The sequence below is a fragment of the Ruegeria sp. CDSA077 genome (genome assembly GCF_059612265.1).
Genome location: NZ_JBXWQG010000009.1, coordinates 100,079 through 120,403 on the forward strand (window position 1 = coordinate 100,079; position 20,325 = coordinate 120,403).

Here is a 20,325-nt window from a genome sequence, read left to right on the forward strand (position 1 = left end):
CCTCGAAGGTTCTTGGACTTTGTCACTTTTGAAACGACATGCAGAAGGTTGCGAGCGCTATTGAGCGGCCTTCCCGGCGGCGGCTATCTCGTTCAGATACTGGCTCAGGTCATCACGCAGATCACTACGGGCCAACGCAAAGGCAACAGTTGCCTGAAGGAACCCGGCTTTCGAGCCGCAATCAAACCGCTGACCGTCGAATTTATAGCCAAACACAGGCACGCCGTTGCGAATGTCTTCGGCAATCGCATCGGTCAGCTGAATCTCACCGCCACTGCCCGTTTTCTTTTGGTTGAGATTGTACAGCACTGACGGCCCCAGAATATACCGACCGATAACGGCTAGGTTCGAGGGGGCTTCTTCCGGCTTGGGCTTTTCAACCATTCCTCTGGCACGAACCACTGAGCCGACGTTTTCGCCGACGTCCAGAACGCCATAGGAACTGGTTTTTTCGTTTGGCACTTCCATCGTTGCGACCATATTGCCGCCGGTTTCCTCATAGGCTTCGACCATCTGCTGCAGACAGGGTTTATCAGCAGCAATGACGTCATCAGGCAACATTACTGCAAATGGCTCGTCGCCGATCAGACGGCGGGCACACCAGACTGCGTGGCCAAGACCAAGCGCCTTGTGCTGGCGGATGTAGGCGATGGCGCCGCTTTCCATATTCGTTGCATTCAGCGCTTCAAGCAGGTCATCCTTGCCCTTGGCCTTGAGCTCTTGTTCCAGAACGAGGTTGTGATCAAAGTAATCTTCCAGCGCAGATTTGCCACGCGAAGTTACAAAGATGAATTCGGTAATACCTGCGGCGCGGGCTTCGTCGATTGCGTATTGAACCAAAGGACGGTCAACCAGTGTCATGATCTCTTTGGGGACGGATTTTGTCGCTGGGAGAAAACGCGTGCCCAATCCCGCAACGGGGAAAATCGCCTTGGTGACCTTGCGTACCATGTTACCTCTCAAATTCAATTCTTGCCCGACCGCGTAGGGCAGGCCGGGGTTTCCTATTAGGCTGCGCAGTCAGAACAATCAATGACATCGCGGCCGCAGTCTAAAATCTGACAGGAAGGTGCCACCGGGGGTAGGGGAAGTCAAAACGAACCGCCGTTTGATGCCTTTGAAACCCGTCATTTACCGGTGTTTTGTTGTACAATCCGGCCCTTCGTCCATTCATTGGCAAGAATACGCCAAGAATCGTCATGAAGTCGTGCAAAGCCGAACCTGTCCCCGAGGCTGTTCATGCGGCCTCGGGGACAGGGGATTTATGTGTTCGCCAGTATTGTCTCAAGCGGGTCATGCTCGGCCACGAAATGGTTTGGTGCGACCTCGTTGAGCTGTGGAACATAATCGTTCTGACCGGCCGATAGCCGGCTGGGCAAGAACCTGAGCGCCGCTTTCGGGTCCATCGGCGAAGGCAGCTCGCCCGGCAATTTGAGGCGCTGGCGTTGCCGTTCCACATCCGGATCGGGGATCGGGACGGCCGAGATCAGCGATTTGGTATAGGGGTGTAGAGGCTGCGAACAGATCATCTCTCCATCTCCCAATTCGACGATGCGCCCCAGATACAGTACCATGATCCGGTTTGACACTGTCCGTACCACGGACAGGTCGTGGCTGATGAAAATCATAGACAGCCCGAATTCCTGCTGCAGCTCTTTCAAAAGCTCTACGATCTGGGCCTGGATCGACACGTCCAGAGCCGAGACCGCCTCGTCACAAATGATCAGCTTGGGCTTGTTGATCATCGCCCGCGCGATCCCGACCCGCTGGTTCTGCCCACCGGACAGCTCGTGCGGATAGCGGTTGATCATGTTGGCCTGCAGGCCGACCCGCTCCATCATTTCGCCGACCATTTTCTTGCGCTCACGCTCTGTCAGATCCGGGCGATAGGTTTTCAGCGGTTCAGCGATAGAGGCCGAGATAGTCATCCGCGGATCGAGGCTGGCCAACGGATCCTGGAACACAATCTGCAGGTCCTTGCGGTACTTGTTCAGCTCGGCCCGCTTTAGCCCGACAATCGGATGGCCCAGCCAGCTGACATTGCCACCGCTGGGTTCGATCAGCTGCAGAACCGCCCGCGCCAGTGTGGATTTGCCACAGCCGGATTCACCCACAACGCCCAGCGTCTCGCCCTTACGGATGTCAAAGCTGACGCCGTCCACAGCTTTCAGTGGTACCTTGCGCCCGAACAACCCGCCCGATACGTGGATAGGGAAATGCACTTTCACGTCATCGACCCTAAGCAAAGGTGCGTCGGTTTCTTCCAGTGCTTTTGGCGCGTCACCGGCATCAATGCGCGGCATCGCTTCAAGCAGGGTGCGGGTGTATTCATGCTGCGGCGCTCGGAAGATCTCGCGTGTTTCCCCGGCCTCAACAAACTGACCCAGACGCATGACCTGAATGCGGTCACACATCCGTGCCACCACGCCCATGTCATGCGTGATCAGTGCAATGGCAGTGCCTTCGTCTTTTTGCAGGTGCACCATCAAGTCCAGAATGTCGGCCTGGACCGTCACATCCAGCGCCGTGGTCGGTTCATCGGCGATCAGCAGCTTTGGGCTGCACAACATCGACATGGCGATCATGACACGTTGGCGCATGCCCCCCGACAATTCGTGCGGGTATTGATCCAGACGACGGTTTGCCTCGGGGATGCGGACCCGATCCAACCACTCCAGACAGCGCGCCCGAGCGGCCGAACCCTGCAACCCTTCGTGAACCTGCAGAACCTCACGCATTTGCTGCCCGACCCGCAGATGCGGGGTCAGGGCGGTCAGCGGATCCTGAAAGATCATGCCGACGTCATCGCCCCGGACCTGGTTCAGCTTGTTGATCGGCAGATTCAGGATTTCCTTGCCGTTCAGCGTGGCCGAACCGATTGCACGACCCGCTGAAGGCAACAGCCCCATTGCGGCCATGAAAGTCTGGCTTTTACCGGACCCGCTTTCGCCCACAATACCAAGGCATTCGCCCGGATTAATGTCGAAGCTGATGCCTTTGACGGCCTCGACCACACCATCGGGGGTGTCGAACTGGACGCTTAGGTCCTTAACAGAGAACAAGCTCATATCAGCGATCCTTTGGGTCCAGAGCGTCACGCAGCCCATCGCCGATGAAGAACATCGTGATGATAATGGCGACATAGAATGTCAGAGGGAACATCAGCTGCCAGAGGGTTCCGTACCCCATTGTGCCTGCCCCTTCAGCGATCAGACGGCCTAGCGAGGTATAGGGCTCCGAGATGCCAAGTCCGAGGAACGAGATAAAGCTTTCGGTCAGGATCATCTCGGGCACCAGAAGCGAAGCATAGACGATTACCACGCCCAGCAGGTTAGGCAGGATATGGCGATACATGATGGTGAATTCGCTGACACCGGCGGCACGCGCGGCCTCGATGAATTCGCGGTTTTTCAGGGCCAGAGTCTGCCCTCTGACGATCCGTGACATGGTCAGCCAACCAACTGCGCCCAATGCGATGAACAGGGTAAAGAACGACCGACCGGCCACTACAAGCAACAGAATGATGATCAGAGTTGTCGGAATGGCCAGAAGGATATCGACGAACCGCATCATCGCGCCGTCAAGGCGCCCGCCAATATACCCGGCGGCGATGCCATAGCAGGTGCCAACAATCAACGCGGTGGCCGCCCCGACGAGCCCCACCAACAACGATGTTGTTGTGGCCTGAATGACCCGGCTGTAAAGGTCGCGCCCCAGATCGTCGACGCCAAAGAAGTGCCCGGTCTCGATCGACGGCATTCCCATGCCACGGATGTCACCCATCACGTTCCAGTCGATTTCCTCATTGCTCCAAACGGCGAAATATGGGCCGAAGATTGTGAACAGAACGATCATCAGCAAGATGAATACGCTCGCCATTGCGGCTTTGTTGCGGACAAACCGCATCCGCGCATCCTGCCAGAGGGAACGCCCCTGAACGGCCGTGAAATCGGTGATATCCTCGGCCAGATGGGCGGCTTTTTGTGATTTTCCTAGCATTTTGTGCCCCTCAGTACCGGATTTTCGGATCGAACCAGGCATAAGCCAGGTCGGTCAGCAGGTTCACGATGACAGTCAGCGTGCCGTACAGGATGGTGACCCCCAGCAGCACTGCATAATCGCGCGACAGGGCCGAGCCGACATAGGCCTGCCCCAGACCACCGGTCGAGAAATAGATGTCGACGAAAACCGATCCGGTCAGAACATAGACAAAGACCGGCCCCAGATAGGACACCACCGGCAGCAGCGTGGGCTTCAACGCATGGCGCCAGATTACGGTCCTGGTAGGCAAACCCTTGGCCCGGGCCGTGCGGATAAAGTTCGAGTTCAGAACTTCCAGCATCGACGAGCGGGTAATCCGCGCGATCGACCCCATATAGGATGTGGCCAATGCGATGACAGGCATGATCAGGTATTGCCACTGACCGCCGTTCCAGCCACCACCCGGCAACCATCCCAGCCACAAAGTGAAGGTCAGGATCAGGATCGGGCCCATGATGAAGTTCGGCAGCGCCTGCGCAGCGATCCCCAGACCTACAGCAAAATAGTCGATCCAGCTGTTGTGTCGGATGGCTGCGGCGATCCCAAGGCCAATACCTACGACACTTGCCAGCAGGAATGACAATGACCCATAAGTCAGCGAGATCGGGAAGCCTTGCGAAATGATATCATTGACGTCCCGGTCCTTGAACTTGAAGGACGGGCCGAAATCGAAATGCACGACAATGTTGTACAGATAGTCCCAAAGCTGTTTCCACAGCGGTTGGTCCAGACCATAGCGCGCCTCAATATTGGCCAGTACCTGCGGCGGCAATGGCCGTTCCGAGGTAAACGGCCCGCCGGGCGCGTAGTGCATCAGAAAAAAACAGGCAACGATCAGCAACAGGATCGTTGGAACGGCGATCAGCAATCGCCGGATGATATAGGCAAGCATTTCATGCCCCCATTATTGGCTTTGCCCCGGGGTGATCCTCGGGGCAAAGCGTGGTCTAAGGAAGGTTATTCGGCGATCTTGTAGAGGTTCTTGGAGTACCAGTTCTGCTCTACGTTCTTGACCGGCCAGTTGCCGACATCGCTGTCCATCATGTAGACGCCAGCATAGTGATAGATCGGGATAACCGGGGTCTCTTGTGCAATGATCCGCTCAACCTCGGTATACAGTGGTGCTGCGTCATCTGCTGTCTTGGCCTGGGTCAGCAATTCGTCAACCTTGGAGTTGTTGTACTTGCCGTCGTTATAGCCGGAATCCGACTGCAACAGGTCCAGGAAGGTCGAGGCTTCGTTATAGTCGCCACACCAGGCGCCACGGGCCAGATCGAAGTTCTGGTTGCCGCGCTCTTCCAAGAACACTTTCCATTCCATATTGGCCAACTCGACCTGTACGCCCAGTTTCTGTTTCCACATCTGGCTCAGTGCCACTGCGACTTTCTTATGGGCCTCTGATGTGTTGTAGACCATGTCAAAGCTCAGCGGGTTGTCGGGGCCAAATCCGGCCTCGGCCAGCAGCTCCTTGGCCAGCTCGTCACGCTCGGCTTGCGTCATCGAAGCCATTTCGACTTCAGGGACGGTGAACCCAGCGGTTGCTTCGGGTGCGAACGTATATGCGGGCGGCTCACCACCGGCTTTGACGTTCTTGGTGATGATGTCGCGGTCAACTGCAAGAGACAGGGCTTGACGTACATTTGGGTTCTTGAATTCTTCCGGTCCGCTGTCAGACAGGTTGAATGTATAGTAATAGTTGCACAGGCGCGGGAAGCTGATGGCCTCTTCGGGGTGCTCTTTCTGTAGGCGCGGGAACTGACCAGCAGGTACTTCAGTGCGGTCCAGCTCGCCTGCGAGGTAACGGGTCAGGGCTACGTTTTCGTCGTTGATGACAAGGGCCACGACTTTTTCGACAATCGTATTGTCGTTATCCCAATACATCTCGTTGCGCTCACGGACCGAGCGTTCCTGTGGCAGGTGTTCGGTCAGAACATAGGCGCCGTTCGAGACGATGTTTTCCGGCTTAGTCCAGGCGTCGCCGAACTCTTCGATCACCTTCTGCGGGGCAGGGAAGGTGGTGGAATGGGTGGTCATTTGCGCGAAATAAGGCAGTGCTGCGCTCAGCTTGACCTCAAGTGTGTGGTCGTCGATGGCAGTTACGCCCAGTTCGTCCACCGGCTTCTCACCAGCAATGATTTCGGCCGCATTTTCGATCGACATCAGCTCCATGAACCACGCATAAGGCGAGGACAGAGCGGGATCGACGGCACGTTTCCATGCAAAGACGAAATCGCCTGCCGTGACCGGATCACCATTGGACCATTTGGCGTTATCACGCAGTGTAAATGTGTAAACGTCCTTGGTATCGTTTGTGGTATAGCCGGTTGCGACACCGGGCACCAAATTGCCGTCTTCGTCTTGGTTCATCAGGCCTTCGAACAGGTCGCGGACAATTTCCGCGCCGGTAACGTCTTCAACAACCTGCGGGTCAACCGAACTGTGCTCATCCAGAACGCGATAGGTGAAGGTTTGATCATCCGCCAGCGCCTCGCCGGTTTCGGGATGGGTGCCGGCGGCAAATGCAGCGCCGGTGATCATGGTCGAGGTCAGTAACCCCGCCAGAGATGTCCGAATGTATTTGTTCATATCTTTCTACTCCCATTTGTGTGGTGGCAAGGTACGCACATCCGTTCAGGATGGTCGCTGACCACCATGATTGTCCGACTCAGATAGACCGGGACTTGTTCGAATTTTGCTTTTTCAGATCGCAATGAACACCGCGTCGCAGTCTTTCGGTTTGCTGTCGGAAACGTAGTTGCGAAAGTCGCCTTTCACTGATGCAGAACGTGGCACTATTTCAAAAAAGGTTAAAGCCTTTGCGTGCAAAATGGCCAGGTGCGGCCGAAATCTAAAAAATTCCACGGGAGAACGGAAATATTATAATGATACGCGATGGTTTCTTGACATTTTTGTGAAGCTCTTGAGTAAGCGGTTGAGCGTTGACGCAAGGTCCGCTTTTGCGGCTTTCCAAAAATTGGCGCGAATCGCTATTGGGTCAGTGCCCGGACCATATGGGTCTGAGGAAAGCATGTGGCGGACTGATTGGTGGCCTCTTGCCAGCGCCCGATAGAGCGGCGTGTTCGAAAGCCCGGCAGGCCGTCAGCGCCGCCGACGTCATGGCCCATCTGTTCCAATGCGCGCTGCATGGCTGCTATATCCGATCGGTAAAGACCGCCGACTTTGTCCCACCGGCCGCGGAAATCCTGGACGCCATATTCTATCCTATCCCCAACATGGCCGACGAACAGGGCGTAGAGATCGCTTTTGTTGTATTCCTTCAGGACATAAAAATTGGGGGTGACAATGAAGGCCGGGCCATTGCGCCCGGCGGGCATCATCAAAAACCCTTGTCCCTGCATTTCTTGTTTTGGAAACGGCTTGCCAGATACACGGGTGATCCCCAACCCGGCCCAGTCGCGAATAGGACGGCCTTGATCCGGCCCTTCAAGGGTGCAGGAAACCGAAGACGGGACAGTTACTTCGAACCCCCAATCACGACCCGAGACCCAGCCATGTTGGTCGAGGTAGTTTCCGATCGATGAAATTGTGTCTTCGGCCGAGGTCCAGATATCCGCGCGCCCGTCGCCATTTCCATCGGCCGCATAAGTCAGGTAGTTCGATGGCATGAACTGCGGTTGCCCAAGCGCACCGGCCCAACTGCTTTTCATTTGATCCGGCGGTATGTGGCCAGCCTCGGCAATCTTGAGCGCGGCGATAAGCTCTGACGTGAAATATTCTGAGCGGGTGCTCATGAAACCTTTGGTGCCCAGAACCTGAAATGCATTATGCCGGATAGCCACCTGCCCATATCCGCTTTCGCGGCCCCAGATCGCCAGAATGATGCGCGCAGGGACGCCGGTATCGGATTCCACCTGGCTTAGCGTTGCGCTATAGCGCCGGGCCATCTTGCGCCCGACAGAGGTGGCCCCCTGAACCGAACCAGCGTTGAAATAGCGGCCCGGTGATCCGAACTCGGCCTGTTTTTGCTGTTTGGGAACTGCTTTTGCCGTGCCCGGAGGCACCAGATCTGGCAGTTTCCAGTTCAGCGTGACGCCGTTGAAGGCCCTGTTCATCGTGCGCTTTGAAATACCCTCGGATTTCGCCCGCGCCCAGACCGTGTGTTTCAGCCATGACTGAAATTGAGCCTCGATCGCCGCACGATCCTGTGCTGTCGCACTTGTCGACAGGTAGCAAAGTCCAAGAGTAAGGATTAACCAACGCATTGTCCTATGATCTCACCTGCGATCTACTTTAAGTCAACCTACCAGAATGGCGTTTCTGCCGCTGTGATCAGGGTGGCAAGATCAAATCTCGGGAAACAGGCAGAGCTGCGTAAAAATCCTTGTGAAAATTCAGGACTCTGCCGATAGTTGTCCCAATCAATTTTGAAATGAGGATGAACAGGCGTGACATATTCCAGACCGTCTTTTGCATCCTTGGTTGTCCTGTCTGCCGCCATCGCAGGTCTTGGCTTTGTGCCGGTTGCCGAAGCCAGCAACAATTTCTTGGACCCTCAGGGACCTGTCGCCGCCCTTCAGAAAAGCCACCTTTTACGGGCAACTGTTCTGATACTGGTCGCAGTTGTTCCGGTTCTGATCCTGGTGCCTTTGATTGCCATACGGTATCGAAGGCGAAAGGAGGGGCAGGCAGACTATCGACCGGAATGGGATTTTTCCGCCCGGTTGGAGTTTCTCATGTGGGGTATCCCGGTTGTTATTGTGGCCATCCTTTCATTCTATTTGTGGAAAGCCACCCACCGGCTGGACCCTTACGAGACCTCATTCGGAGAAGAACCGGCGCTGAAAGTGCAGGTTGTTGGTCTCGACTGGAAGTGGCTGTTCATCTACCCCGATCTTGGCATCGCCAGCGTCGGTGAGATGGGGCTCCCGGTCAACCAACAGGTGGCTGTCACACTGACAACAGATACGGTGATGCAGTCCTTTATGATCCCGGCACTGGCCGGGCAAATCTATGCCATGCCGGGGATGACGACCAAATTGCACCTTGTCGCCGATAGGCCCGAAACAATGCAGGGCGAAAATACGCAGTATAACGGACGTGGCTTTACCAAACAGAAATTCAAAGCCATTGCCATGGCGTCTCAGGAGTTCAATGACTGGGCCGAGAATGTCCGGGCAAACGGGGTTCCGTTGAGCGCTGAAACATACCGAACGCTTGCCATGCGAACGGACCGGGACGAGGTGCAGGCCATGTTGGGCAATGATCAGATGCCGACTGATGCGCTGTATTTCACGCTAGCCGATGGTGATCTGTTTCAGTCGATCCTGCACCGCTATCACGGGGCCACACCCTTGCCTGCCGATCAGCAACCGGGCACTGCCGAATATGGTCAGGAGAAAACACAATGACCAATGTCGAGACTGGTTTTTTCGGCCGTCTAAACTGGGATGCTTTTCCGATCACCGGGTTGATCCAGTCGCCCAACGCAAATGAGATCGTGGCAAATGCTGCCGCTGGGATCGTGATTGTGGGCGTCATTGCCGTTGTGGGGCTGCTGACATGGTTTCGTCTGTGGGGGCCGCTGTGGCGTGACTGGCTGACCAGCGCCGACCACAAGAAGATCGGCATCATGTATATCGTCTTTGCCATCGTGATGCTGGCGCGGGGGGTTCTGGAAGGCGTTGTCATGCGCGCCCAGCAAGCCGCAGGGCCGGGCGAAGGCTTTCTGGAAGCCGAGCATTTCGCCGAGCTTTTCAGTACCCATGGCACGATCATGATCTTCTTTGTGGCCGTTCCGTTTGTGTTCGGCGCCGCCAATTTCCTGATCCCGCTGATGATTGGCGCCCGCGACGTGGCATTCCCGGTGATGAACCAGATCAGCCTAGGCCTGACCGTGTCCTCGGGCATGATGCTGATGGTTTCCCTGGTGGTCGGAGAGTTCTCGACCGGGGGCTGGACGGCCTACCCGCCCTTTACCGGAGCGGCCTTTAATCCCGGCGTTGGGCCGGATTACTGGATTTGGGCCATCGTTGTGTCGGGGATCGGAACGACGCTGACAGGGATCAACTTTGCCGTCACGATCTACAAACTGCGCGCGCCGGGGATGCAGTTCATGCGGTTGCCGATGTATTGCTGGACGATCATCTGCAGCTCGATCCTGATTGTCTTTGCCATGCCGCCGCTGGGTGTTGCGGCGCTGATGCTGGCCGCAGACCGGTACTTGGATTTCCACTTTTTCACCAATGACCTTGGCGGCAACATGATGAACTATGCCAACCTGTTCTGGCTGTTCGGACATCCCGAGGTCTATCTGTTGGTCCTGCCCGCCTATGGTATCTATTCCGAGGTTTTTGCGACCTTCTCGGCCAAGCGCCTGTACGGGTACAACTCCTTGGTGATTGCAACGATGTCGATTGCGGTGCTGTCCTTCACGGTCTGGCTGCACCACTTTTTCACCATGGGCCAAAGCGCGCTGATCAATGCGGTGTTTGGGATTGCCACGATGCTGATCGCCATACCGACTGGCGTGAAAGTCTATGATTGGATGGCCACGCTGTTTCGCGGGCGTATCCGGTTCTCGGTCCCGATGCTTTATGGGTTGTCTTTCCTGATGCTGTTCGTGATCGGAGGGCTGTCGGGCGTCATCCTGGCCAATCCGACCATCGACTATCAGGTGCATAACACCCTGTTCCTGGTCGCGCATTTTCACAATGTGCTGCTGCCTGGCGTCCTGTTTGGCCTGCTTGCGGGATACAACTATTGGTTCCCCAAAGCCTTTGGCTTCCGCCTGAATGAAGGCTGGGGACGGATATCTGTCGCGTTGTGGACCATTGGGTTTATGTTGACCTTCCTGCCGCTTTATTTTGTCGGCCTGATGGGGATGCCGCGTCGATCTTACAGTTGGGAAGATCCCAGCTTTCACCCCTATATGATCGTCGCCGTGCTTGGGTCTATGGTCATTCTCGCAGCGCTTCTGTCGATCATTGTCCAGCTGTGGGTCAGTATTCGAGACCGGGAAAAAACCCGCGTGCCGGTTGGCGACCCTTGGGATGGGCGCACGCTGGAATGGTCAATTCCGGCACCGCCGCCTCCGTATAACTTTGCAATCATTCCGCATGTGACCGACCGGGATGATTTTGCCGCCGCAAAAGAGCGCGGCAACGCCTATCCGTCCCTTGATGCCTATGAAGATATCCTCATGCCACGCAATACGGCGATCGGGTTCGGTCTGTGCGTTCTCAGCGGTATCTGGATGTTTGCACTGGTCTGGTGGATCTGGTGGCTGGCTATTGCGACGACCGCAGCGATGTTGGCGGCCTTCATCGCCTGGACTTTCAGATCCGACACCGAAGAGGTTATTCCGGCCGAGCAGGTCCGCAAAGAGCATGAAGCCTGGCTTGATCTCGTGCGCGCATCGGTTCCGGTCAATCGAGATCATGAATACGCGCCCGAGAACCGCGGCCTTGCCCGTCCCGATCTGGAGGCCACTACATGAAACGCGCGCCGACACACAGCTATCCGGGCCTAAACTTGGGCCGACGGCATCCGGGTGCCGACAAGGCCAGCGAAGTGGTCACCTTTGGGTTCTGGGTCTTTCTGATGAGCGATCTGGTCTATTTCGGCCTCATGTTCGCGATCTATATCACCATGATCGACGCGCAGGCGGGTGGGCCCGGTCCGCATGAGCTGTTCGACCTGACCAGCATTTTTGCCCAGACCCTGATCCTGTTGACCAGCAGCCTTACAGTGGGCCTTGCGATGCTGGCGTTGAAATACAACCTGCCACGGCCCCGTATCGTGCTTTGGTTCGCGGTAACTCTGGTTCTGGGCCTCAGCTTTCTGGTACTTGAGATACGTGACTTTCTGGCTATGGCGGAAAAGGGTGGCATTCCACAGCGCAGCGGGTTTCTGTCAGCGTTTTACGGGCTAGTCCCGCTGCACGGGCTGCATGTCGCTGCGGGGTGTCTGTGGTTGATCGTTCTGGGTATTCAGCTGCGTGTGTTTGGTCTAACCGACGCTCTGATGTCACGGGTGGTTCGTCTGGCCTTGTTCTGGCATTTTCTCGACCTCATCTGGATCGGCATAATCACGATCGTCTATTTCGGAGGGCTGACCTATGGATAGGCGCAGCGAAATGCACCGACGTGAACGCCGCCGATATGTGATTGGCTATGGCGGATCGCTGCTGCTGACACTGGCGGTCTTTACAATTGCCTATACGTTCGGGATCGAGACCAAGGGCGTTTATTTGTCGATCGGTTTGTTGGGGCTGGCGCAGTTGATTGTTCAACTGGTGTATTTCCTGCATATCGACCGTCGACGCAGCAGCCGCGAGGACTTGGACCTAGTCCTGTTTTCCACGATGGTTCTATTGATCATCATTGTTGGGACGGTCTGGATAATGGGGAATCTGGCGGTGCGGATGCATACCTATCCGATGTAGGTCCGGCTGCACCGGATCAGCGCATAGCCATCAGCCCAAGCCACAGCGCGCCCCAACACAGCAAAAGGCTCAGCGCGATATTGCCCGCTGCCGTAGCGATTGTGCGTTCGCGCCGCAGTTCCAGGGACTGGTAGGCAAAGCTGGAGAAAGTGGTGAAGCCGCCACAAAAGCCGAACACCAGGCGCTGTTCCTCCTGGCTGACGCCCGTCGGTCCACCCAGATACCCGACCCAAAGCCCAAGCAACAGACTGCCAAAGACGTTCACGATCAGCGTTGCAACGGGCAGGTCATGGCGAATTCGAATGGCGATCCAGTGCCGCAGAACCGCGCCCAGACCGCCGCCTAAACCAAACATTGCATGCAGATAGAGATCGCTCACTCTGACGACCTCGGTGTTGAAAAGCGACGCCCGGCGGTTTCACCCAAAATCGCCGCAAAAAGACCCGCCACAATTTCCAAACCCGCTGCGGTTAGGGCAAGCCCGAAACTGACCTCTGCCAGACGTTCCAATTCCGCGACAAATGAGGAAAACGTAGATAACCCGCCACAAAACCCAACCGCGCCCAGATGCAGGACGTGGGCATGCACCCGGTGCCGGATGGCGTATAACCAGCCAAGCACAAAGCATGCGGCTATATTGATGCCAAAGGTCTCGGTTAGGATCGGCAGACCCGAGATCCCGAGCGACAACGCTTCTCTGACCAGTGACCCAGTCGCGCCACCCGCGAAAACGGCACAGAACATGAGAGCCGTGGCCCATGCTGTTTGCGATTTTTTCACAGCTGCTGATCCCACCCGCGTTAGTCTGTTATCGGGGATACCGATTGGTGCGACCGGGATCAACCGCACTTGGCGGATCACAAGTTCAACCATTTGCGTGATTTCGGGCGTAAAGGCTTGCGTATAATCGCGAATTTGTTTCACGTTGACACAGGGAACCGCCATATTGGGAGAGCACGAATGATTGTACGCAGACTCTATTACGTATTGAGCCTTGTGTGTCTGCCATTGACAGTTTTGGCTGGGTTTTTCTGGCCACCGGCTCATTGGTTCCTTATTGTCCTGATCCCATATGCGGTGACCGGTCTCTATGATTTACTGACCACCAGGCATAACGTACTTAATAACTACCCGGTTCTGGGACATTTCCGGTATATGCTGGAATTCGTCAGCCCAGAGATACGGCAATATTTTGTTGAAACCAACGAAAACGGCCGTCCCTATAATCGCATCATTCGCAGTCTGGTTTATTCCCGTGCCAAAGGGCAGGTTGATACCCAGGCATTTGGAACCCAATACGACATCCAAACCGTTGGATATCACAGGGCCAATCACTCGCTTGCGCCCAAACATGTGCCGGAAAGCGAAGAACGGGTGATGTTGGGCGGGCCGCAATGTTCCCAACCCTATAGTGCCTCGCGCCTGAACGTTTCAGCGATGAGCTTTGGTGCCCTCAGCGCCAATGCAATCCGAGCGTTGAATGGTGGGGCAAAGGATGGAGGTTTTGCGCATAATACGGGTGAGGGTGGTCTGTCGCCGCACCATCTGGCCGAAGGTGGGGATATCATCTGGCAGATTGGCACTGGGTATTTCGGATGCCGCGCACCGGATGGCGGGTTCGACAAAGACAAATTCACCGAAAGAGCCAGGAACGAGGTCGTCAAGGCGATTGAAATCAAGCTGTCGCAAGGGGCCAAGCCCTCGCACGGGGGGGTGTTGCCTGCGGCCAAGGTGGATGAAGAGATTGCGCAGATACGCGGTGTTCCCCTGCATCAGGACGTGATCTCTCCGCCAATTCATTCCGCATTTGACGGACCTACCGGCTTGATGAATTTCGTTCAAAATCTGCGCGAGATGTCGGGTGGCAAACCTATTGGGTTTAAGTTGTGCATTGGTCGTCCGTCCGAGTTCTTAGCGATATGCAAAGCCATGCTGGAAACAGGCATCCTGCCTGATTTTATCACCATTGATGGTGCCGAAGGCGGCACGGGCGCGGCCCCTGTAGAATTCACCAACCGGTTGGGCATGCCTTTGAACGAGGCGTTGATTTTCGTGAATAACTGTCTGCGCGGTGTGGGTTTGCGCGATAAGATCCGCATAATTTGCTCGGGCAAAGTCGCCACAGGCTATGACATCATCGAGAAATGCGCGCTTGGGGCCGATATGTGTAATGCGGCAAGGGCAATGATGTTTGCAGTGGGATGCATTCAGGCGCTTCACTGCAACACAAACCGATGCCCGTCCGGCGTGGCCACACAGGATCCGGTCCGAGGCCGCGCTGTGAATGTTCCGCAAAAAAGACAACGGGTACATCGCTATCACGACGCGACTTTAGAGAGCTTTCGCGAGCTGCTGGGCGCCATGGGCAAGGAAAAGGTCTCCGAACTTCACCCTTCGGACATCCTTCGGCGTACTGCAGATGAAAGAGATCGCTCTTATGCTGAACTCTATTTGCATCTTGAAGAAGGCGCTTTGCTGAAGGCTCCGCTTCCGGATGAATATGCAGAGGACTGGAATCGCGCATCGGCGGATCATTTCTGATTTTTTTGTGTGCATTGCCAAGGATTGATGTTTTTGGTTCGTCTTACCCATTGTGATGCGCATGAAAACATCGGATGAGAATCTGGCAAAGGCCGCTGCTGCAGGGGACGCTGATGCGTTTGCCACGCTATTGGCACGCCACTACGACAGGGTCTTTCGGTTGGCTTTTCGACTGACAGGACGCGCGGATCAGGCCGAAGATCTGACGCAGGATATATGCGCCGCCTTGCCGTCAAAGATCGTAGGTTTTCGTGCCGAAGCCCGGTTTACGACATGGTTGTACCGTGTTGTTGTCAATGCAGCCGAGGATGCACGCCGTCGCGCGACCCGTCACACAAAGGCGGCCCACGGCTGGGGGGATGTAGAGCAGATGCGCCGGGCCGAGGTGCAGGAAACGGCCGAGGCTGTCGATTGGTTGCAACGGGCCATGCGGTCCCTGCCACAGGACTTGCAAGACACTCTGGCCCTGACCCTCGAGGATGAGATGACTCATGCAGAAGCTGCAGAGGTGCTGGGTGTTTCCGAAGGGACAGTGTCCTGGAGGATGTCAGATATCCGCAAACGGCTGCGCGCCTTGCGGCAAGAGGAACTGGCACAATGACCGATGAACTGGACAAGCTGAAGATGCTGATGGACGCCGCCACGCCGACCCCGGATGCGTCGCGACGGATTGAAAATCTGAGCCAGGCGCAAAAAAAATTCGATAATATCCAAGGATCGACCTCTGCGCGACGTCCCACTGTCAAGCGCGGCCTCATAGCCCGCCTGACAGAAGGAGCGAAAGCCATGTTGAATGCCCTCTCTTATCGCGGTGTCCTGACCGCTACCACCGCAGTTGCTGCTGTGGCTCTGATTGTGATCTTGCCGCAGACGCGCGACGAGGTTGTTGCGCCACTGCCCTGGTCCGAGGACCGCGCCGACGCACGGCAGGAGTCTGACCTATTGGTGGCGGATATGCCCGAGGCCAATCTCGAAGAACCAGTTGTTGAGGCGCCTGTTGTGATTGAAGAAACAATCGAACCTTCCGCCAAGAGGCAGGGGGCCGTTGCGCAGCTGGGGGCTGCGGACCTTTTACAGCGCGCGCCGGCATCGGCGGTCGGGAAACTTGACCTTCAACATGAGACTGTTCCCGCGCCGGAACAGAATACCGAAACTTTCGCCAACGCGGACAGCAACTCGCTGAAGATCACGACGGACGAACCGGTTTCGACTTTTTCGATTGATGTAGATACCGCCTCTTACGCCATTGTTCGGTCGTCTTTGATGAATGGCCATCTGCCGCCCAAGGATGCGGTGCGGGTTGAAGAGATGGTGAACTATTTCCCCTATTCCTACCCGGCGCCTGATGGGGCGGAACCGTTCCGTTCTACGATCACCGTGACACCGACGCCTTGGAATGAGGGGACGCAGCTTGTTCATGTCGGCATCCAAGGGGTCATGCCCCAGATCGAAGACCGTCCTCCATTGAACCTGGTTTTCCTGATCGACACATCGGGCTCAATGCAGGATGCTAACAAATTGCCGCTGCTGAAACAGTCTTTCAGGTTGATGCTGTCTGAACTCAGTCCGGAAGATCAGGTTTCGATCGTCACCTATGCGGGAAGTGCCGGGCAGGTTTTGCCACCGACCGCGGCAGCCGAAAAGACGACCATACTCTCAGCCCTCGACAGGCTCGAAGCCGGTGGCTCGACAGCAGGGCAGGCCGGGTTGCAGCAAGCCTATCAAGTGGCAGAAGGTATGGCTGCGGACGGTGAGGTGACCCGCGTAATTCTGGCCACCGACGGCGATTTCAATGTGGGTCTGTCAGACCCTGATGCCCTGAAGGATTTTATCGCCCGCAAGCGCGACAGTGGTACATTCCTAAGCGTTCTGGGTTTTGGCCGAGGCAATCTGGACGATGCCACCATGCAGGCTCTGGCCCAGAACGGAAACGGGCAGGCGGCATATATCGATACGCTGGTTGAGGCGCAAAAAATATTGGTCGATCAACTTACCGGGGCGCTTTTTCCCATCGCCAACGACGTCAAAATCCAGGTCGAGTTCAACCCGTCACAGATCGCTGAATACCGACTGATCGGTTATGAAACCCGATCCCTGCAGCGCGAGGACTTTTCAAATGACAAAGTGGATGCTGGTGATATTGGAGCAGGTCACACCGTAACGGCAATCTACGAGGTCACGCCAGTTGGTTCCGATGCGATCAGAAACGGCCCGTTGCGGTATGCTGAACAATCCATATCGGAAGATTCAGCGGAAATTGGCTTCTTCAAAATGCGTTACAAGCTTCCTGGTGAAGATCAAAGCAATCTGATGGAGCAGCCTATCTTACCCGGACAAGGGACAGTCACGGATGACTTCCGCTTTTCCTATGCGATTGCAGGATTTGGTCAGTTGCTCCGGGGCGGAGAATATCTTGGCGGCTGGTCCTATGCGGATGCCATTGATCTGGCCACGCTGTCCCGAGGTGAGGATTTTTTCGGATATCGGGCTGAAGCTGTCACCTTGATGCGTCTGGCCCAGACGCTGGCTGAGTAAGGTCCGGGCTTGGGAGAAACTAGAATGACCTAGGGTTGTTGGCTGTATGGGTACTAATTCTACGAATGCTCCATTCGACAGCATCCCGCATGGTTTTCCCCAGAGCAACGTCAAAGGCAGTAACCAGATCTTCGGTCTGGTTACTTTTGGCAATTACGTTCTCTTGGAACGAATTCGAAGCGATGATTTTGTCGTCGAACTCGTCCACGATCTTGATATTCATGCGAACTTCGACGCGTACGGTCGAGCTTTCACCATCCTGGTTAACGACAATGCCCTGAAACTCGCGTAGATCGGGAACAATCACATAATCCGGACGAAGCCCCACGGTCGAACGACCCACGGCGGATACCCGTCCACTGTTTTCATAGCTTTCGACCAAAAGCGCCTGGACGATCAGCGGCGCACGATCCACCCATCTGGCACGCGGCAGATATTGAACCTGCAAAGGTGTCGGCTGAACTGCAATTTGATCGGTATTTACCGCGGCAGTCGCGGTTGGCTCTTGGACCACGATCTGTTTCTGGATGCGTGGCAGCGAAGAAGAAAACGTGCTTTTGGGTGTCAGCAGATAGAGATCATTGGGTTCTGAGGCCTGCCGCAGCGTTTCCAGTCCAGTACACGCCCCCAAAGACGCCAAAACTGCGGTCATTATCAAATGCCTGATCATTGACGATACTCCGATGCTTGGGTCCCAAGAAGGAAACGGGCGGGGTCGCGTTCAACTTTGTCCACCAGACGATCGAGGCTGATCACCAGTCGTTGGGATTCTTCTATGAAACGCGTGAATTGTGGCAGGCCAACCCGCATGAAATCGGACAGTTGACGGCGATTGTCCTGAACGATGCCGTCGATGGTTCCCAAAAGTTCCGAGGCCGATTTGGACGCGCTGAGGATATCGGCTGAAATATCATCAAGCCTGTCTGTCACTTTCGTCACCGTGGACGCCACTTGGTTGGCGGCATTGCGGACATCATCCATGACGACGCCGATATCTTTGTTGATCACCTCATTGGCCGAGTCAAATGCGCGTTCAGCTGAGGTCAAAGTGCCCTTTGCTGTTTCCATCGTACCAGTGACGGAGCCGAGCGTTTTGTTTGCGTTCACGAAAGTCTCGGAAACCGTGGCCAGCGCGACGCGCCCATCTTCGGTCAGGACCGTAAGGTGGTCTGCCAGGGTCGAGGCCCGTTCGATGAAGGGCTGCAGATCCTGCTGCATGATGCGATCTGCTGCGTCAAAAGTATCTTTTGCGCTGTCTAGGGCCGATACAGCTGTGTCGGATGCGGTTTTCAGGCTATTTAATGTATTTGTTCCGGCTTCCAGCGTTGTTTCTGCGGTGTCTGCCAATTTTTCGAGGCGTTTTGAGAAGGCTGAAATTTCTTTAGCTGCGCCACCCAAATCTGAGGACAAGTTTTCGAAATCTGCAAGGGTTTTGTCCAGCCTTCCGGTGGCCGAAGATACGTTCTCCAGAATCTGAGATACCTGCTGGCGGTTCTTGTCATCCACCACCTTGTCGATATCCTCGATCAGCGTAATCGCCTTTTCCAACAGTTTAGGGGCACCTTCGAACAAGGACTGGATGGTGCTGCGTTTGCTTTTGATAAGGCTGTCCTGCTCTAGTCGTTTGGCCGATGCCGAACCTCCGGTCAGTTCCACATAGCTGACCCCGGTGACCCCAAGCGATTGTAACTGGGCGACGGTATCCTCGGTCACCGGGATACTTGCGTCTACTTCAATGCGGACGCGCACTTTGGATGGGTGCTCGTCATCCAAGTTAAGGGAGATTACCTGCCCGACTGGCAGTCCGTTGTAACTGACGCCACCTGCCGCAGACAGGCCGGAAACATTGTCGAACAGTACATTGTAATAGGCGTATTGCCGGGAAACCTCGAATTTGGCCAGCCATAGAAAAAAGCCAAACGCACCCAGTATTCCAGCCAGGGTGAATGCACCGATCAGGATATAATTTGCTCGGGTTTCCATGGGTGTTACCTGTCCTGACCCTTTTTTTGTGCTGCGCGCGCCCGGGGGCCGGTGAAATATTCTTGGACCCAAGGATGATCGACTTTGGTCATCTCTTCAATCGGACCATCAACCAGAACACGTTTTTCTGCAAGAACTGCGATCCTGTTGCAAATCGCATAAAGGCTATCCAGATCATGCGTGACCATAAACACAGTCAGACCCAGCGCTTGCTGAAGCTCGCCAATCAGGTCGTCATAAGCAGCGGCGCCGATGGGATCCAAACCGGCCGTTGGTTCATCAAGAAATACGATCTCAGGGTCCAGCGCCAGCGCGCGCGCTAAAGCGGCACGTTTGCGCATCCCGCCCGACAGTTCAGACGGGAATTTGCCACAGCTCAGCTGCGGCAGTCCGACCAAGCTGATTTTCAGACCGCCAAGCGCCGACATAAGGCTTTCACTTATTCCTGTATGCTCGCGCAGGGGGGCTACGACATTCTGCAACACGGTGAGCGACGAGAAAAGCGCGCCGTCCTGAAAGGCGACGCCCCAGCGGCGTTCGATGCGCCGCCTCTCTTGTTCGGGGCCGTTCAGGACGTCGACGCCCAGAACTTCGATGCTTCCAGCGGCCGGTTTGTTCAGGCCGACGATGGTGCGGAGCAAGACGGATTTGCCCGTGCCCGAGCCGCCGACAATGCCCAGTACTTCGCCCCGCCAGACATCCAAATTCAGATCCTGGTGCACGATCTGCGGTCCGAACCGGTTGGTCAGATTGCGGACCCGTATCACCGCCTCGCGCTGGGTGTCGCCAATCGGCATCTGTTCGCGGGTTACACCGTCCAT

18 protein-coding genes are annotated in these 20,325 nt (G+C 55.8%); 7 read left to right on the plus strand and 11 right to left on the minus strand.

Annotated elements, in window-relative coordinates; genetic code table 11:
- Positions 1-57: 57 nt before the first annotated feature.
- The 6 genes from galU to AC2FLE_RS16275 all read right to left on the minus strand — a co-directional run bounded on the left by galU (position 58) and on the right by AC2FLE_RS16275 (position 8,264).
- On the minus strand, positions 58-951 hold the full coding sequence (gene galU, locus AC2FLE_RS16250; RefSeq protein ID WP_496698333.1) for a UTP--glucose-1-phosphate uridylyltransferase GalU: 894 nt from the start codon (positions 949-951) through the stop codon (positions 58-60).
- Between the two features lie 311 nt (positions 952-1,262).
- Positions 1,263-3,068: an ABC transporter ATP-binding protein gene (locus tag AC2FLE_RS16255; protein WP_496698335.1), complete on the minus strand. Its 1,806-nt coding sequence runs from the start codon at positions 3,066-3,068 to the stop codon at positions 1,263-1,265.
- A gap of 1 nt (position 3,069) precedes the next feature.
- Positions 3,070-3,999: an ABC transporter permease subunit gene (locus AC2FLE_RS16260; RefSeq protein ID WP_142639834.1), complete on the minus strand. Its 930-nt coding sequence runs from the start codon at positions 3,997-3,999 to the stop codon at positions 3,070-3,072.
- Positions 4,000-4,009: 10 nt separating this feature from the next.
- Positions 4,010-4,933 (minus strand): oligopeptide ABC transporter permease OppB, encoded by a 924-nt coding sequence (gene oppB / locus AC2FLE_RS16265; RefSeq protein ID WP_142639832.1) that lies wholly within the window; start codon positions 4,931-4,933, stop codon positions 4,010-4,012.
- 65 nt (positions 4,934-4,998) lie between these two features.
- Positions 4,999-6,627, minus strand: a complete 1,629-nt coding sequence (locus tag AC2FLE_RS16270) for a peptide ABC transporter substrate-binding protein (protein WP_142639830.1) — start codon at positions 6,625-6,627, stop codon at positions 4,999-5,001.
- A 401-nt stretch (positions 6,628-7,028) separates the two neighbouring features.
- Positions 7,029-8,264: a lytic murein transglycosylase gene (locus AC2FLE_RS16275; protein WP_142639828.1), complete on the minus strand. Its 1,236-nt coding sequence runs from the start codon at positions 8,262-8,264 to the stop codon at positions 7,029-7,031.
- Positions 8,265-8,447: 183 nt separating this feature from the next.
- Between AC2FLE_RS16275 and AC2FLE_RS16280 the strand changes: the two genes are divergently transcribed.
- From AC2FLE_RS16280 to AC2FLE_RS16295, 4 genes are read left to right on the plus strand one after another with little or no spacing between them, the layout of a single operon-like run.
- Positions 8,448-9,410: a cytochrome ubiquinol oxidase subunit II family protein gene (locus tag AC2FLE_RS16280; RefSeq protein ID WP_496698338.1), complete on the plus strand. Its 963-nt coding sequence runs from the start codon at positions 8,448-8,450 to the stop codon at positions 9,408-9,410.
- Entirely contained in the window at positions 9,407-11,497 is a 2,091-nt protein-coding gene (locus AC2FLE_RS16285; RefSeq protein WP_496698339.1) for a cbb3-type cytochrome c oxidase subunit I, read from the plus strand. Before AC2FLE_RS16280 ends, AC2FLE_RS16285 begins: the two co-directional genes overlap by 4 nt.
- A complete protein-coding gene (locus AC2FLE_RS16290; protein WP_496698341.1) occupies positions 11,494-12,126 on the plus strand; it encodes a cytochrome c oxidase subunit 3 in 633 nt (210 codons plus the stop codon). Before AC2FLE_RS16285 ends, AC2FLE_RS16290 begins: the two co-directional genes overlap by 4 nt.
- Positions 12,119-12,445 (plus strand): cytochrome o ubiquinol oxidase subunit IV, encoded by a 327-nt coding sequence (locus AC2FLE_RS16295; protein WP_142639820.1) that lies wholly within the window; start codon positions 12,119-12,121, stop codon positions 12,443-12,445. Before AC2FLE_RS16290 ends, AC2FLE_RS16295 begins: the two co-directional genes overlap by 8 nt.
- A gap of 16 nt (positions 12,446-12,461) precedes the next feature.
- Here AC2FLE_RS16295 and AC2FLE_RS16300 read toward each other — a convergent pair whose 3' ends face one another.
- Positions 12,462-12,824 (minus strand): fluoride efflux transporter FluC, encoded by a 363-nt coding sequence (locus tag AC2FLE_RS16300; protein ID WP_496698343.1) that lies wholly within the window; start codon positions 12,822-12,824, stop codon positions 12,462-12,464.
- Entirely contained in the window at positions 12,821-13,369 is a 549-nt protein-coding gene (locus AC2FLE_RS16305; protein ID WP_496698345.1) for a fluoride efflux transporter FluC, read from the minus strand. The genes AC2FLE_RS16300 and AC2FLE_RS16305 overlap by 4 nt, the downstream gene beginning before the upstream one ends.
- Positions 13,370-13,405: 36 nt before the next feature.
- Between AC2FLE_RS16305 and AC2FLE_RS16310 the strand changes: the two genes are divergently transcribed.
- From AC2FLE_RS16310 to AC2FLE_RS16320, 3 genes are all read left to right on the plus strand, one after another.
- Positions 13,406-14,986 carry an FMN-binding glutamate synthase family protein gene (locus tag AC2FLE_RS16310; RefSeq protein ID WP_496698347.1) on the plus strand — a complete coding sequence of 527 codons (1,581 nt, stop codon included), beginning with the start codon at positions 13,406-13,408 and terminating at the stop codon, positions 14,984-14,986.
- Between the two features lie 61 nt (positions 14,987-15,047).
- Positions 15,048-15,587 (plus strand): RNA polymerase sigma factor, encoded by a 540-nt coding sequence (locus tag AC2FLE_RS16315; RefSeq protein ID WP_496691551.1) that lies wholly within the window; start codon positions 15,048-15,050, stop codon positions 15,585-15,587.
- On the plus strand, positions 15,584-17,521 hold the full coding sequence (locus AC2FLE_RS16320; protein WP_496698349.1) for a vWA domain-containing protein: 1,938 nt from the start codon (positions 15,584-15,586) through the stop codon (positions 17,519-17,521). The genes AC2FLE_RS16315 and AC2FLE_RS16320 overlap by 4 nt, the downstream gene beginning before the upstream one ends.
- Before the next feature lie 19 nt (positions 17,522-17,540).
- On the opposite strand, the gene AC2FLE_RS16325 is transcribed toward AC2FLE_RS16320, so the two are convergent.
- From AC2FLE_RS16325 to AC2FLE_RS16335, 3 genes are read right to left on the minus strand one after another with little or no spacing between them, the layout of a single operon-like run.
- Entirely contained in the window at positions 17,541-18,173 is a 633-nt protein-coding gene (locus AC2FLE_RS16325) for an ABC-type transport auxiliary lipoprotein family protein (protein WP_246097221.1), read from the minus strand.
- A gap of 14 nt (positions 18,174-18,187) precedes the next feature.
- Positions 18,188-19,504: an MlaD family protein gene (locus tag AC2FLE_RS16330; protein ID WP_142636429.1), complete on the minus strand. Its 1,317-nt coding sequence runs from the start codon at positions 19,502-19,504 to the stop codon at positions 18,188-18,190.
- 5 nt (positions 19,505-19,509) lie between these two features.
- On the minus strand, positions 19,510-20,325 hold the full coding sequence (locus AC2FLE_RS16335) for an ABC transporter ATP-binding protein (RefSeq protein WP_271949003.1): 816 nt from the start codon (positions 20,323-20,325) through the stop codon (positions 19,510-19,512).

Bases quoted from the DNA above. Each gene is read 5' to 3' on its own strand.
- AC2FLE_RS16295 (WP_142639820.1), top strand. From the start codon at position 12,119: ATGGATAGGCGCAGCGAAATGCACCGACGTGAACGCCGCCGATATGTG.
- oppB (WP_142639832.1), bottom strand. From the start codon at position 4,933: ATGCTTGCCTATATCATCCGGCGATTGCTGATCGCCGTTCCAACGATC.
- AC2FLE_RS16330 (WP_142636429.1), bottom strand. From the start codon at position 19,504: ATGGAAACCCGAGCAAATTATATCCTGATCGGTGCATTCACCCTGGCT.
- AC2FLE_RS16315 (WP_496691551.1), top strand. From the start codon at position 15,048: ATGAAAACATCGGATGAGAATCTGGCAAAGGCCGCTGCTGCAGGGGAC.
- AC2FLE_RS16255 (WP_496698335.1), bottom strand. From the start codon at position 3,068: ATGAGCTTGTTCTCTGTTAAGGACCTAAGCGTCCAGTTCGACACCCCC.
- AC2FLE_RS16285 (WP_496698339.1), top strand. From the start codon at position 9,407: ATGACCAATGTCGAGACTGGTTTTTTCGGCCGTCTAAACTGGGATGCT.
- AC2FLE_RS16260 (WP_142639834.1), bottom strand. From the start codon at position 3,999: ATGCTAGGAAAATCACAAAAAGCCGCCCATCTGGCCGAGGATATCACC.
- galU (WP_496698333.1), bottom strand. From the start codon at position 951: ATGGTACGCAAGGTCACCAAGGCGATTTTCCCCGTTGCGGGATTGGGC.
- AC2FLE_RS16325 (WP_246097221.1), bottom strand. From the start codon at position 18,173: ATGACCGCAGTTTTGGCGTCTTTGGGGGCGTGTACTGGACTGGAAACG.
- AC2FLE_RS16290 (WP_496698341.1), top strand. From the start codon at position 11,494: ATGAAACGCGCGCCGACACACAGCTATCCGGGCCTAAACTTGGGCCGA.
- AC2FLE_RS16270 (WP_142639830.1), bottom strand. From the start codon at position 6,627: ATGAACAAATACATTCGGACATCTCTGGCGGGGTTACTGACCTCGACC.
- AC2FLE_RS16275 (WP_142639828.1), bottom strand. From the start codon at position 8,264: ATGCGTTGGTTAATCCTTACTCTTGGACTTTGCTACCTGTCGACAAGT.
- AC2FLE_RS16320 (WP_496698349.1), top strand. From the start codon at position 15,584: ATGACCGATGAACTGGACAAGCTGAAGATGCTGATGGACGCCGCCACG.
- AC2FLE_RS16310 (WP_496698347.1), top strand. From the start codon at position 13,406: ATGATTGTACGCAGACTCTATTACGTATTGAGCCTTGTGTGTCTGCCA.
- AC2FLE_RS16335 (WP_271949003.1), bottom strand. From the start codon at position 20,325: ATGGACGGTGTAACCCGCGAACAGATGCCGATTGGCGACACCCAGCGC.